16 protein-coding genes are annotated in these 13884 nt (G+C 57.4%); 12 read left to right on the top strand and 4 right to left on the bottom strand.

Features of this window, described 5'->3' with window-relative positions; translation table 11 throughout:
• Positions 1–14: 14 nt before the first annotated feature.
• The 3 genes from flgN to flgA all read right to left on the bottom strand — a co-directional run bounded on the left by flgN (position 15) and on the right by flgA (position 1491).
• Positions 15–440, bottom strand: a complete 426-nt coding sequence (gene flgN, locus KK102_RS04310; protein ID WP_108418043.1) for a flagella biosynthesis chaperone FlgN — start codon at positions 438–440, stop codon at positions 15–17.
• Between the two features lie 4 nt (positions 441–444).
• Positions 445–738, bottom strand: coding sequence for a flagellar biosynthesis anti-sigma factor FlgM (gene flgM / locus KK102_RS04305; protein ID WP_126543698.1), 294 nt, complete (start codon positions 736–738; stop codon positions 445–447).
• A gap of 93 nt (positions 739–831) precedes the next feature.
• Positions 832–1491: a flagellar basal body P-ring formation chaperone FlgA gene (gene flgA, locus KK102_RS04300; RefSeq protein ID WP_126543699.1), complete on the bottom strand. Its 660-nt coding sequence runs from the start codon at positions 1489–1491 to the stop codon at positions 832–834.
• Positions 1492–1648: 157 nt separating this feature from the next.
• On the opposite strand from flgA, the gene flgB reads away from it, so the two are divergent.
• The 11 genes from flgB to flgL all read left to right on the top strand — a co-directional run bounded on the left by flgB (position 1649) and on the right by flgL (position 11546).
• Positions 1649–2065 (top strand): flagellar basal body rod protein FlgB, encoded by a 417-nt coding sequence (gene flgB, locus KK102_RS04295; RefSeq protein WP_010429643.1) that lies wholly within the window; start codon positions 1649–1651, stop codon positions 2063–2065.
• Positions 2066–2068: 3 nt separating this feature from the next.
• Positions 2069–2473 (top strand): flagellar basal body rod protein FlgC, encoded by a 405-nt coding sequence (gene flgC, locus KK102_RS04290; RefSeq protein ID WP_126543700.1) that lies wholly within the window; start codon positions 2069–2071, stop codon positions 2471–2473.
• A gap of 11 nt (positions 2474–2484) precedes the next feature.
• The gene (flgD, locus tag KK102_RS04285; RefSeq protein WP_126543701.1) at positions 2485–3195 is read left to right on the top strand and encodes a flagellar hook assembly protein FlgD; all 711 of its coding nucleotides are present in this window, start codon (positions 2485–2487) and stop codon (positions 3193–3195) included.
• 26 nt (positions 3196–3221) lie between these two features.
• Positions 3222–4472: a flagellar hook protein FlgE gene (gene flgE / locus KK102_RS04280; RefSeq protein WP_126543702.1), complete on the top strand. Its 1251-nt coding sequence runs from the start codon at positions 3222–3224 to the stop codon at positions 4470–4472.
• Positions 4473–4492: 20 nt separating this feature from the next.
• Positions 4493–5248 carry a flagellar basal body rod protein FlgF gene (locus tag KK102_RS04275; protein WP_010429655.1) on the top strand — a complete coding sequence of 252 codons (756 nt, stop codon included), beginning with the start codon at positions 4493–4495 and terminating at the stop codon, positions 5246–5248.
• A gap of 11 nt (positions 5249–5259) precedes the next feature.
• Positions 5260–6042 carry a flagellar basal-body rod protein FlgG gene (gene flgG, locus KK102_RS04270; protein ID WP_000625853.1) on the top strand — a complete coding sequence of 261 codons (783 nt, stop codon included), beginning with the start codon at positions 5260–5262 and terminating at the stop codon, positions 6040–6042.
• Between the two features lie 57 nt (positions 6043–6099).
• The gene (gene flgH / locus KK102_RS04265) at positions 6100–6798 is read left to right on the top strand and encodes a flagellar basal body L-ring protein FlgH (protein WP_126543703.1); all 699 of its coding nucleotides are present in this window, start codon (positions 6100–6102) and stop codon (positions 6796–6798) included.
• A 12-nt stretch (positions 6799–6810) separates the two neighbouring features.
• On the top strand, positions 6811–7908 hold the full coding sequence (locus KK102_RS04260) for a flagellar basal body P-ring protein FlgI (RefSeq protein ID WP_216357034.1): 1098 nt from the start codon (positions 6811–6813) through the stop codon (positions 7906–7908).
• Positions 7908–8861 (top strand): flagellar assembly peptidoglycan hydrolase FlgJ, encoded by a 954-nt coding sequence (gene flgJ / locus KK102_RS04255; protein WP_010429665.1) that lies wholly within the window; start codon positions 7908–7910, stop codon positions 8859–8861. Before KK102_RS04260 ends, flgJ begins: the two co-directional genes overlap by 1 nt.
• A 75-nt stretch (positions 8862–8936) precedes the next feature.
• The gene (flgK, locus tag KK102_RS04250) at positions 8937–10577 is read left to right on the top strand and encodes a flagellar hook-associated protein FlgK (protein ID WP_126543705.1); all 1641 of its coding nucleotides are present in this window, start codon (positions 8937–8939) and stop codon (positions 10575–10577) included.
• 15 nt (positions 10578–10592) lie between these two features.
• Positions 10593–11546, top strand: a complete 954-nt coding sequence (flgL, locus tag KK102_RS04245) for a flagellar hook-associated protein FlgL (RefSeq protein WP_216357033.1) — start codon at positions 10593–10595, stop codon at positions 11544–11546.
• 76 nt (positions 11547–11622) lie between these two features.
• Here flgL and KK102_RS04240 read toward each other — a convergent pair whose 3' ends face one another.
• Entirely contained in the window at positions 11623–12837 is a 1215-nt protein-coding gene (locus KK102_RS04240) for an MFS transporter (RefSeq protein WP_216357032.1), read from the bottom strand.
• Positions 12838–12904: 67 nt separating this feature from the next.
• On the opposite strand from KK102_RS04240, the gene KK102_RS04235 reads away from it, so the two are divergent.
• Positions 12905–13882 (top strand): LysR family transcriptional regulator, encoded by a 978-nt coding sequence (locus tag KK102_RS04235; protein ID WP_216357031.1) that lies wholly within the window; start codon positions 12905–12907, stop codon positions 13880–13882.
• Positions 13883–13884 lie beyond the last annotated feature (2 nt).

Raw genomic sequence — 13884 nt, 5'->3', positions numbered from 1 at the left:
TTGCCGCTAAGGCGTCAAATCGAAATCTTTTTCCCGCCCGTAATGCGTGCCGTGGCCGTCTGACCATCCGCACCGTACAGCCCCGGCTCTTTATGGGGCTTTAATACTTCCAGAGCCTGCTGATTACGCACCATCTGTCCCTCAAGTAACCAACCGTTATGCTGGTTGAGATCGCGCAGATGCTGAGTTTTTTCCGTAATCGTTTGCCAGCGTTCGACAATTTCATCGTTGGCGCTGCGCTTCTGATCCTGTTCAGCGCGTCGCTGCTGCTCAAGGTAATCCAGCGTCGCCAGAAGCGAACTTTTGTCTTCAGTAATGCGTTGCAACGCGCTGCCGTTGATTTGACCCGAAGACAGGTGTTGTTGTTCAGCATCCATTACCGTTTTCAGGTCGTTCAGGACAACCGTCATCTGATCCAGTATTTCTGACAGTCGACTCATACGGTTATTTACTCTGTAAGAAACTCTGCGCTTCCTCGATCAGCGCGTCAGCGATTTTGCTGGTATCCATTTTCAGCTCGCCGTTACGAATGGCCGTTTTCAGCGCTTCAACACGTTCCATGTTGATATCGCTGCTGCCCGGCTGCATCAGTTTCGCCTGCGCGTCGCTCAGGGTCACGCTGGTGCTATTAGCCGTAGACGGTTTTTCCAGACGCGTTTTCTGCGCGGGTGCGTCATTCGTTTCGCGAGGTTGTACAGTGCTAACCGGCTTCAGGGCTGATGTACGATCAATGCTCATAGTGTTGTCCTCATCGAGGGTTCGCGGCGTTTGCGCCTGACATCATCATTAGTTGAATATTTATCGGCACGTACCGCGAAATCTTTAAAAAGATTATAGGTTAATCAGAATATTCCCATCAGCATCGACGGTTCCGCTCACCACCTGGCCTGAGGACATTCTGACGCGGGCGTTTTGCGCCACCGCGGCATTGTTTAACGCTTTCCCTTCACTGTTGATGCTAAAGCCATCTCCGTTGGCCACCACCATCACCTGTTGACCTGCTTTTACCCGCCATGCCTGACGCAGCATGGCGAGCTGTATCGGCTGGCCTGGCGCGACGTCGCGCAGGCTGACGGCATCCTGTGCCTGGTTAATATCCAGCATTGTGCGCGGCGGCAGCTGATCCAGACGGCCGCGCTTCAACGTCACGCTGTTTGTCTGCAGTACGCTGCCGCGCGCAATGGGCACGGCGGCGACAACATAATTGCCCGTCGCCTGAACTGCAACCTGCAAATAGCGTTTTTCGTTGGCGCAGCGTGCCAGCACGTTCACATTCCCCCAAAGCTTTGTGAACCCCACCACGCTGAAGGACGGCTGGTCACACGTCGGGTACAGATTCGGTGGCGTGCGCACGGTAACGGTCACGTCATCGCTAAAGCCTGCCAGTTTTTCAGCAAAAAAAGCCGTTAGCCGATCCTGTAACCCTTCAGCCTGCGCCAGAGGGCTTAACAGCAAGAGAGCCGCCACCAGACCACGTTTTAACGTTTGCATTGAAAGTTCCACCGTTTCCAGAGTTGAACGAATTCTACCTGCAGTGGTTTTGCATCAACGGAATAAATAGCGACGCATTTTGCGCTTATTCCGTCGATAGGGGAGACCGGGTGAGATTTAAGCTGTGAACTGAAATTTTGCCATCAGCGGAGGAGACATGCTCGATAAACTCGACGCCGCGTTACGTTTTCAGCAGGAAGCGCTCAACTTACGCGCCCAGCGGCAGGAGATTTTAGCCGCCAATATTGCCAACGCCGATACCCCGGGGTATCAGGCGCGCGATATTGATTTTTCCAGTGAACTTAAAAAAGTGATGGAGCGTGGACGTGCCGAAGGAACGGGTGTCGCACTTGCACTGACATCCTCACGCCATATTCCTGCTCAGGCGATGACCGCGCCCACGACCGATTTACTTTATCGCATTCCCGACCAGCCATCGCTTGACGGCAACACCGTCGACATGGACCGGGAGCGTACGCAGTTTGCCGATAACAGCCTGCAATACCAGACGGGTCTGACCCTACTCGGCGGACAAATTAAAGGCATGATGACCGTCCTGCAAGGGGGCAACTAATCCATGGCTTTGCTGAATATTTTTGATATCGCCGGCTCGGCGTTAACGGCACAGTCCAAGCGTCTGAACGTTGCCGCCAGTAACCTCGCTAACGCCGACAGCGTAACCGGTCCTGACGGACAGCCCTATAAAGCGAAACAGGTGATCTTTCAGGTCGATGCTGCACCGGGTGCGGCGACGGGCGGCGTGAAAGTCTCTGACGTGGTGGAGAGCCAGGCGCCGGACAAGCTGGTGTATGAACCGGGCAACCCGCTCGCCGATGCCAGTGGTTACGTGAAGATGCCTAACGTGGATGTGGTCGGTGAGATGGTGAACTCGATGTCCGCCTCGCGCAGCTATCAGGCAAACGTCGAAGTGCTCAACACCGTGAAGAGCATGATGCTCAAAACACTCACTCTCGGCCAGTAAAGGAGACACGCATGTCCATTGCCGTCAGTATGAATGACCCAGCGAATACGGGGGTCAGCAGTGCCAGTACGACCTCCGGTTCCAGCTCCCTGACCGGAAGCAGTGCTAACGATCTGCAAAGCAGCTTCTTAACGCTGCTGGTGGCGCAGCTGAAGAACCAGGATCCTACCAACCCGATGCAGAACAACGAACTGACCACGCAGCTTGCGCAGATCAGTACCGTGAGCGGCATTGAGAAACTGAATACCACGCTCGGCTCCGTCTCCGGTCAAATCGACAACAGCCAGTCTTTGCAGGCAGCCAACCTGATTGGTCACGGGGTGATGATCCCGGGGACCACTATTCTGGCTGGCACCAGCACCACCGATGGCACCTCAACCACCACCACCACGCCGTTTGGCGTTGAGCTGCAGCAGGCGGCTGACAAAGTGACCGCGACGATCACCGACTCGACCGGTGCCGTGGTACGCACCATCGACATCGGTGAGCTGAAAGCCGGTGTGCATACCTTCACCTGGGATGGCAGCCTGACCGACGGCACCAAAGCGCCAAACGGTTCCTATAAGGTGGCGATCAGCGCCAGCAGCGGGACCACCCAGCTGGTTGCGCAGCCGCTGCAGTTTGCACTGGTACAGGGCGTCATCAAAGGTAGCGATGGCAACAAACTGGATTTGGGTACCTCTGGTACCACCACACTCGACGAAGTTCGGCAGATTATCTAAGCCTTTACACTTATCAGGAGTAAGTCATGGCCTTTTCTCAAGCGGTCAGCGGCCTGAATGCTGCGGCCACCAACCTGGACGTCATTGGCAACAACATCGCCAACTCCGCGACCTATGGTTTTAAATCCGGTTCGGCCTCGTTTGCCGATATGTTTGCAGGCTCTAAAGTCGGCCTGGGCGTTAAAGTCGCAGGGATCACCCAGGACTTTACCGACGGTACGACGACCAATACCGGTCGTGGTCTGGACGTTGCCATCAGCCAGAACGGTTTCTTCCGTATGGTGGATTCCAACGGCTCTGTGTTCTATAGCCGTAACGGCCAGTTCAAGCTCGACGAAAACCGTACCCTGGTGAACATGCAGGGGATGCAGTTGACCGGCTATCCGGTTGCCGGTACGCCACCAACGGTGCAGACCGGTGCGAACCCACAGGCGATTACCATCCCTAACACCCTGATGGCTGCGAAGGCGACCACAACGGCAACCCAGCAGATCAACCTGAACTCCACGGATGATGCGCAGACTGCCGCGTTCGATGCGACTAACCCGGATACCTACAACAAAAAAGGGACCGTGACCGTATTCGATACCCAGGGTAACGCCCACAACATGTATGTCTACTACGTCAAAACGGCGGACAACAAATGGGATCTGTACACCCAGGACGGTAGCGTAGCGGGTTCTCCAGCAACCAAAGCCGCCCAAATGAGTTTCGACAGCAACGGTAACCTGGCAGGCGTGTACAACTACAACGCGGCTGGCGTGCTAAGCACGACGCCAAACGCCACGCCATCAATAGAAATTACCACCGGTTCTATCAGCGGGGCAGATGCAGCGCAGTTCAACCTGAACTTCCAGAACTCCATGCAGCAGAATACCGGTGCTAACAACGTTGTCGCGACCACCCAGAACGGCTACAAGCCGGGCGATCTGGTGAGCTATCAGATTAACGACGACGGTACCGTTGTGGGTAACTACTCCAACGAACAGACGCAGGTTCTGGGTCAGATCGTGCTGGCAAACTTCGCTAACAACGAAGGCCTGAAATCTGAAGGCGACAACGTATGGTCTGCAACCCAGTCCTCCGGCGTTGCGCTGCTAGGCACGGCGGGTACCGGTAACTTCGGTACGCTGACCAACGGCGCGCTGGAAGCCTCTAACGTGGATCTGAGTAAAGAGCTGGTGAACATGATTGTCGCGCAACGTAACTACCAGTCGAATGCGCAGACCATCAAAACGCAGGATCAGATCCTCAACACGCTGGTTAACCTGCGTTAAGCGGCTAACAGGAACGCGCAATGGATCACGCAATATATACAGCGATGGGCGCGGCAAGCCAGACGCTCAATCAGCAGGCCGTTACCGCCAGCAACCTGGCAAACGCCTCCACGCCGGGCTTTCGCGCGCAGCTCAATGCGCTGCGTGCGGTGCCGGTCGAAGGGCTTTCATTGCCTACGCGTACGCTGGTGACGGCATCCACTCCCGGTGCCGATATGACGCCGGGCCAGATGGATTACACCTCGCGTCCGCTGGACGTTGCCCTTCAGCAGGACGGCTGGCTGGCGGTGCAAACGGCAGACGGCGGCGAAGGCTATACCCGTAACGGTAATATCCAGGTGAGTGCAACCGGGCAGTTGACCATTCAGGGTCATCCGGTGATGGGCGAAGCCGGTCCGCTCACGGTACCGGAAGGTTCGGAGCTGACCATCGCGGCAGACGGCACCATCTCGGCGCTGAATCCGGGCGACCCGGCCAATACCGTTGCGCCCGTCGGGCGTCTGAAGCTGGTTAAAGCGGAAGGCAAAGAGGTGCAGCGCGGCGATGACGGCATGTTTCGTCTGACCCAGGCGGCACAGGCCACCCGTGGCGCTACCCTCCAGGCTGACCCGAGCATTCGCGTGATGTCCGGCGTGCTGGAAGGCAGTAACGTCAAGCCGGTTGAAGCCATGACCGACATGATCGCCAGCGCCCGCCGTTTTGAAATGCAGATGAAAATTATCAGCAGCGTGGATGAAAACGCGAGCAAGGCTAACCAACTTCTGGCTATGAGTTAACAGGACTCCTTATGATCAGTTCTTTATGGATCGCGAAAACAGGCCTGGACGCGCAGCAAACCAACATGGATGTGATTGCCAACAACCTGGCAAACGTCAGCACCAATGGTTTCAAGCGTCAGCGTGCGGTTTTCGAAGATTTGCTTTACCAAACCATTCGCCAGCCGGGCGCGCAGTCTTCTGAGCAAACGACGCTGCCGTCTGGTCTGCAGATCGGCACCGGCGTGCGTCCGGTAGCGACCGAGCGTCTGCACAGCCAGGGCAACCTGTCTCAGACCAACAACAGTAAAGATGTGGCCATCAAAGGGCAGGGTTTCTTCCAGGTGCAGCTGCCTGACGGTACCTCTGCCTATACCCGTGACGGCTCGTTCCAGGTGGATCAGAACGGCCAGCTGGTGACGGCGGGCGGTTTCCAGGTTCAGCCTGCTATTACCATTCCGGCGAATGCCCTAAGCATCACCATCGGGCGCGACGGTATCGTGAGCGTCACCCAGCAGGGCCAGGCCGCACCCGTTCAGGTTGGACAGCTCAACCTGACCACTTTCATGAACGATACCGGTCTGGAAAGCATTGGTGAGAACCTCTACACCGAAACCCAGTCCTCCGGTACGCCAAATGAGAGCACGCCGGGTCTGAACGGCGCGGGTCTGCTGTATCAGGGCTATGTTGAAACCTCGAACGTTAACGTGGCGGAAGAGCTGGTGAATATGATCCAGGTCCAGCGCGCGTATGAAATTAACAGTAAAGCAGTGTCGACGACCGACCAGATGCTGCAGAAACTGACGCAACTCTAAGGTGCAGTCCGGTGCGGTTAACGCCGCACCGGCTCCCTGTTTTCGAAGATGAAGGCAATGCAAAAAAACGCGGCGTTTCGTTATCCGATACTGACTGTTCTGGCCGTCACCCTCAGCGGGTGTGCCTGGATCCCGTCTAAACCATTGGTCGAGGGTGCGACTACCGCCCAGCCCGTTCCCGGCCCTGCGCCCGTGGTGAACGGCTCCATTTTCCAGACCGCACAGCCGATTAACTACGGCTATCAGCCGCTGTTTGAAGATCGTCGCCCGCGTAACGTCGGCGATACGCTGACCATTGTGCTGCAGGAAAACGTCAGCGCGAGCAAGAGCTCGTCGGCGAACGCCAGCCGCGATGGCAAAACCAATTTTGGCTTCGACACCGTTCCACGCTATCTGCAGGGCCTGTTCGGCAATGCGCGTGCGGATGTTGAGGCGTCTGGCGGCAATACCTTTAACGGTAAAGGTGGCGCGAACGCCAGTAACACCTTCAGCGGCACGCTGACGGTGACGGTTGACCAGGTGCTGGTTAACGGCAATTTACACGTTGTGGGTGAAAAACAGATCGCCATTAACCAGGGCACTGAGTTCATTCGCTTCTCGGGTGTGGTTAACCCTCGCACCATCAGCGGCACCAACACCGTACCGTCCACCCAGGTGGCGGACGCGCGCATTGAATACGTCGGTAACGGCTATATCAATGAAGCGCAAAATATGGGCTGGCTGCAGCGTTTCTTCCTTAACTTATCGCCGATGTAAGCGAGGTGACCCATGTTTAAAACGATCTTCGCCGTGGCGCTGGCGCTGGTGGCAACCTTCGCTCAGGCTGACCGTATTCGCGACCTGACCAGCGTTCAGGGCGTGCGCGAGAACTCGCTGATTGGCTATGGCCTGGTGGTGGGGCTGGACGGTACGGGTGACCAGACTACCCAAACGCCGTTCACCACCCAGAGCCTGAACAACATGCTTTCGCAGCTTGGCATTACCGTGCCTGCGGGGACCAACATGCAGCTGAAAAACGTGGCTGCGGTGATGGTGACCGCGTCCTATCCGGCGTTTGCGCGTCAGGGGCAGACCATCGACGTTGTTGTCTCCTCCATGGGTAACGCCAAAAGCCTGCGCGGCGGCACGCTGTTGATGACGCCGCTTAAGGGCGTCGACAGCCAGGTCTATGCCCTGGCGCAGGGTAACATTCTTGTTGGCGGTGCCGGTGCCTCTGCGGGCGGGAGCAGCGTGCAGGTGAACCAGCTGAACGGCGGGCGCATCACTAACGGAGCCATCATCGAGCGCGAGCTGCCAACCCAGTTTGGCACAGGAAACACCATCAACCTGCAGCTCAATAATGAAGACTTCACGATGGCGCAGCAAATTGCCGACACCATCAACCGCAGTCGCGGCTACGGGAGCGCCACGGCGCTTGACGCGCGTACCGTGCAGATCCGGACCTCTTCGGGTAACAGTAACCAGGTGCGTATGCTGGCGGATATCCAGAATATGGAAGTGAACGTGCCGGTGCAGGATGCCAAAGTCATCATCAACTCGCGCACCGGGTCGGTGGTGATGAACCGCGAGGTGTCGCTGGACAGCTGTGCCGTGGCGCAGGGTAACCTCTCCGTCACGGTGAACCGCTCTGCCAACGTCAGCCAGCCGGACACGCCGTTTGGCGGCGGTCAGACGGTGGTGACGCCGCAAACGCAGATTGATTTGCGCCAGAGCGGCGGCTCGCTGCAAAGCGTCCGTTCCAGCGCGAACCTGAACAGCGTGGTGCGGGCCCTGAATGCGCTGGGCGCGACGCCGATGGATCTGATGTCGATACTGCAATCGATGCAAAGTGCAGGCTGCCTGCGCGCCAAACTGGAAATCATCTAATGCTGACCGATAGCAAGCTGCTGACCGGTGCCGCCTGGGATGCCCAGTCGCTCAACGAACTGAAAACCAAAGCAGGTAAAGACCCGGCGGCGAATATCCGCCCGGTCGCCCGCCAGGTGGAAGGGATGTTCGTACAGATGATGCTGAAAAGCATGCGTGAAACCCTGCCGAAAGACGGGATGTTCAGCAGCGATTCCACGCGGCTTTACACCAGCATGTATGACCAGCAGATTGCGCAGCAGATGACTGCTGGTAAAGGGCTCGGTCTGGCTGACATGATTGTCAAGCAGACCGCCGCCGCGCAGGGTATTCAGCCTGAGGATCAGCCGCAGCAGGTGCCGATGAAGTTCGACATCGAAACGGTGACCAGTTATCAGAACCAGGCGCTGACGCAGATGGTGCGTAAGGCCATGCCGAAGCCCGCAGAGACGCGCGACGAGCCGCTCTCCGGCGACAGTAAAGACTTCCTGGCGCAGCTTTCTCTGCCAGCGCGACTGGCCAGCGAGCAAAGCGGGGTTCCGCATCACCTGATCCTGGCCCAGGCGGCGCTGGAGTCGGGCTGGGGGCAGCGTCAGATCCGTAAGGAAAACGGCGATCCGAGCTTCAACATCTTTGGCGTGAAAGCCACCTCCAGCTGGAAGGGGCCGACAACCGAGATCACCACCACCGAATACGAAAACGGCGCGGCAGTGAAGGTTAAAGCCAAATTCCGCGTTTACAGCTCCTACCTTGAAGCATTGTCAGATTACGTCGGACTGCTAAGCCGAAACCCGCGCTATACCGCCGTGACGCAGGCATCGACGCCGGAGCAGGGCGCGCAGGCATTGCAGAATGCGGGATACGCTACCGATCCGAACTATGCGCGCAAGCTCACCAGCATGATCCAGCAGCTGAAATCGATGGGTGAGAAGGTGAGTAAAGCCTATAGCACCGATATTGAAAATCTGTTCTGAAAGTTCTCAAGTCCCGGTGGAGGCTGCCGATAACCTTCATCAGGACTCGTGTCTGAAAGTATAAAAGGAACCCCCATGTCCAGTTTGATTAACAGCGCCATGAGTGGCCTCAGTGCGGCACAGGCGGCACTTAATACCGTAAGTAATAATATTTCAAGCTATAACGTGGCAGGTTACACCCGCCAGAACACCATTCTGGGCGCGGCTAACAGCACGCTGACCGGCGGTGGCTGGGTGGGCAACGGGGTTTATGTCTCCGGCGTGCAGCGTGAGTATGACGCCTTCATTACCAACCAGCTGCGCGCCGCACAGACGCAGAGCAGCGGGCTGACAACGCGCTATCAGCAGATGTCAAAGATTGACGACGTGCTGTCTGATACCACCAACTCGCTCTCAACCACGCTGCAGGATTTCTTCAAGAGCCTGCAAACGCTGGTGAGCAACGCAGAAGATCCGGCTGCGCGCCAGACGGTGATCGGCAAAGCGGATGGCCTGGTAAACCAGTTTAAAACCAACGATCAGTATCTTCGCGATCAGGATGCGCAGGTGAACACCGCGATCGCGACCAGCGTGGATCAGATCAATAACTACGCGAAGCAGATAGCCAACCTTAACGATCAGATTTCCCGTCTGACCGGCGTTGGCGCGGGCGCATCGCCGAACGAACTGCTCGATCAGCGCGATCAGCTGGTGAGCGAGCTGAACAAGATTGTGGGTGTGGACGTTACCGTGCAGGACAGCGGTACGTACAATATCTCCTTCGCGAACGGTTACACTCTGGTGCAGGGCAGTACTGCCAGCCAGCTGGCTGCGGTGAAGTCCAGCGCTGACCCGTCGCGCACCACGATTGCCTACGTGGATGCAGCGTCTGGAAACGTTGAGATCCCGGAAAAGCAGATCACCACAGGGTCACTGGGTGGGCTGTTGACCTTCCGTTCTGAAGATCTGGATAAAGCACGTAACGCCCTTAACCAGATGGCGCTGGCGTTTGCCGACGCGATGAACACCCAGCATGAAGCCGGGTTCGACGCCAACGGCGACCCGGGCGGCAAGCTGTTCGACTTCGGCTCACCTTCCGTGCTGAGTAACAGCAAAAACACCGGCAGCGCGTCGGTAACGGCGAGCGTCACGGACAGCTCTGCGGTGCAGGCGACGAACTATAAGGTTGAGTACAACGGAACCAACTGGACGGTCACGCGTCTGTCTGACAAAACCAGCTTTACCGCCACGCCGGACGGCAGCGGTAATCTGTCGTTTGACGGTCTGAACGTGAACATCACCGGTGCGGCCAACCAGAAAGACAGCTTCATCGTGAAGCCGGTGAACGACGTCATTATGAATATGGACGTCGCAATCAGCGATGAATCCAAACTCGCGATGGCCTCCGCCAGCGACAGCGGCGATAGCGACAATACCAACGGCCAAAAACTGTTGGATCTGCAGAGCGCGAAGGTGGTGGGGAATAACAAAACCTTCAACGATGCGTATGCCTCACTGGTCAGTACGGTGGGGAGCACCACGGCATCGCTGAAAACCAGCAGCGCCACGAAAGACAACGTGGTGACGCAGCTGACCAAGCAGCAACAGTCGATCTCCGGGGTTAACCTGGATGAAGAATACGGCAACCTGCAGCGCTATCAGCAGTACTACCTGGCGAATGCGCAGGTTCTGCAAACGGCGAGCACGCTGTTTGATGCGTTGATCAACATTCGCTAAGGCCGGGGTTAAAAAATGCGTATTAGTACTCAAATGATGTATGAGCAGAGCATGCGCGGAGTGACGAGCTCCCAGAGTCTCTGGCTTGGCTATGGTGAGCAGATGTCAACCGGCAAGCGCGTAAACCGTCCTTCCGATGACCCGATTGCGGCATCTCAGGCTGTAGTGCTCTCCCAGGCGCAGACGCAGAACAGCCAGTATGCGCTGGCGCGTTCTTTCGCCACGACCAAGGTGTCGCTGGAAGAGAACGTGCTGAAAGAGGTGACGAATGCGATTATCACCGCGCAGGAAAAAGTGGTTAACGCCGGTAACGGAACCCTGAGCGATGATGACCGACAGTCTCTTGCCACCAACCTGCAGGGGATCCGCGATCAGCTGATGAACCTGGCAAACAGCACCGACGGTAATGGACGCTATATTTTTGCGGGTTACAAAACGGAAGCGGCGGCATTCGACGAGACGACCGGCACCTATAACGGCGGCTCTACGCCAATCAGCCAGCAGGTTGACGCCGCGCGTACCATGCAAATCAGCCACACGGGCAGTGAAGTTTTCGATACCTTCACCAGTAACGCGAAACCGGAGCCGGACGGCAGCGCGCCGGAAACCAACCTGTTTAAGATCCTGGATACCGCTATCGCAGCGCTGAATACGCCGGTTGAAGGCGACCAGACAAAAGCCGATGCGTTTACGGCGGCGATGGACAAAACCAACCGCGGCCTGAGCAACTCGCTGAACAACGTGCTGACCGTGCGTGCCGATCTGGGGATTAAGCTGGACGAGCTGGGCAAACTGGATTCGCTGGGCGATGACCGTGCTTTGGGGCAAACGCAGCAAATGAGCGATCTGGTCGATGTGGACTGGAACTCGGTGATCTCTTCTTACTCCATGCAGCAGGCGGCCCTGCAGGCGTCTTATAAAGCATTTAGCGATATGCAGGGGATGTCCCTGTTCCAGATGAATAAATAACGTCTTGACCTCTTAGAACATGTCTCGAAACTGGGCATGTTTTGACTGCCCAGTCCGCATGGACTGGGCATTTTTTTTACACGGTTTCAGCCTGAGCGGATGTCACCCGGGCGTTTTCAACCCGTCTGATGATCAGGGCAATAACGCCGCACAGGGTTGCCAGCGCCACCACGCCAGACCAGCCAGCCATCGTATACATCTTGCTGCCCAGGGCCGAGCCTAACGCCATCCCGATAAACACCACCGTAAAGAGCAGGGCGTTCAGGCGACCGCGTGCCTGCGGCTCAAGGCTGTAGACCAGATTCTGGTGGGCCACCAGGCTTGACTGCAGGCCAAGGTCAAAACCGACGGCGGAGACGGCAATCAGAATCAGCTGCCCGTGGACGCCGAGGGCGGGCATCAGGAACATCAGCGCAAACGAGACGGTGACGAGCGCGGCACCCAGCTGCGTTACTTTTCCTGCGCCCAGTTTATCCGCCAGCCCGCCTGCCAGCGGCGCGGCTAATGCCCCGGCGGCACCAGCGATACCAAACCCGCCCGCCACGGCGCTGCCGAGGTGGTAGCGTTCCAGCAGCATAACGGCCAGCGTTGACCAAAATGCGCTAAAGGCAATCGACAGAAAACCCTGAGCCAGCGCCGCGCGACGCAGCGCCGGGTAACGACGCCACAGGTGTTCCATGGAACGCATCAGCGCGGGATAGCTCAGCGTGGAGTGAATAGCAAAACGGGGGAGTAGGGCCCACATCACCGCGCCGACAAAGGCAATGCTTGCCGCAGCCAGCTGATACATCACCCGCCAGCCAAAGGCTTCACCGACCACGCCGCTGACGGTTCTCGACAACAATATGCCCAGCAGCAGACCTGTCATGACGGTGCCCACGGTTTTCCCTTGCTTACCTTCAGGGGCGAGGATAGCGGCAGCGGGAACGATATCCTGCGCCATGGTGGCGGCCATGCCAATCAGCAGGCTTGCCAGCAGCAGCGAAGGGAGTTGCCCGGTGAGGCTACAGCCCAGAAGAAACAGTGCCAGGGCGGCACTTTTAATCAGAATCAGCGTCCGGCGGTCATGACGATCGCCAAGGGGCAGCAGGAAGAGGATGCCGAGCGCGTACCCGGCCTGGGTCAGCGTCGGAACCAGGCCCATTCCTTCAATACTCAAATGAAGGTCTGCGCCCATCAGCGGCAGTAAAGGCTGTGCGTAGTAAATGGATGCCACGCTGAAACCCGCACCCAGAGCCAGCATTAATATCACCCAGCGGCTCACGGCATGGGAGGCAGTTGTTGTGTTCATAAGACGTTCCTCAGTCATAGTGTGAGGCTATTTTTTATCACCACGCCTTGCGGCGGTAGACGGGCTGATGGTAAAACGCTTATACGTTAAGCGTATGACAGAGGAAAGTATGAAGCGAGTTGAGCGTATAGACAGGGTGGAACTGATGCGAACCTTTGTGCGCATCGTGGAAACCGGCTCGCTCTCGGCAGCGGCAAGGCAGCTTTCGACGACCCAGGCTACGGTAAGCCGTCGTTTGCAGTCTCTGGAGACGTTACTCGGGGCTCGCCTGCTGCTGCGTACCACCCACGCCACGAGGCTCACTGACGACGGTGAACGCTGCTATCAGCATGCCAGGCGGGTGATTGACAGCTGGCTGGCGCTGGAGGATGAGGTCGGGCAGGCGGAGGATGAACCGGTTGGGGTGTTGCGGGTGCGGGCACCGCACGCCTTTGGTCAGGAACAGCTTCTGAAACCGTTGACGGATTTTTTACAGCGCTATCCTCAGCTTTCCGTTGAGTGGATGTTGAATGATAAGTCGGTGGATTTCCTCAGCGACAATATTGATTGTGCGATCCGCGTGGGCGCTGAGGTCGATCCCGCGACGGTTTCCGTTCAGCTGGCTGAAGTACCACGCTCCGTCGTCGCCTCTCCGGCGTTGCTGGCTCGCTTCCCAAAGGTGAGCAAGCCAGAGGATTTGCAGGCGCTGCCCTGGATTGCCATCAGCACCTTCTACCAGCGACACGTTGAGCTGTTTGATGGTGCGGCGCAGCCGACACGCATCGCCATTACGCCGCGTCTGAGCACGGACAGCCTGTACGTGGCGCGAAATACGACCCTGACCGGGCTGGGGGTGGCGCTGGTATCAAGCTGGACGGTGAAAGAGGACATTCAGGAAGGGCGCTTAATCCATCTTCTGCCCGAGTGGCAGCCCACGGCGCTGCCTGTCCATCTGGTGTATCCGTGGTCGCGATACTACCCGGCGCGCTTGCGTCGTTTTCTGGAGATGATGAAGCAGGTGATGCCGGGTATAGCCGGAATGAGAAAGCCAGCAAATTCGCAATAAAA

The organism is Enterobacter quasimori, from assembly GCF_018597345.1.
Lineage (GTDB): Bacteria > Pseudomonadota > Gammaproteobacteria > Enterobacterales > Enterobacteriaceae > Enterobacter > Enterobacter mori.
Note: the sequence above shows the minus strand (reverse complement) of the source record. Positions and strands in the feature narration are given on the sequence as shown.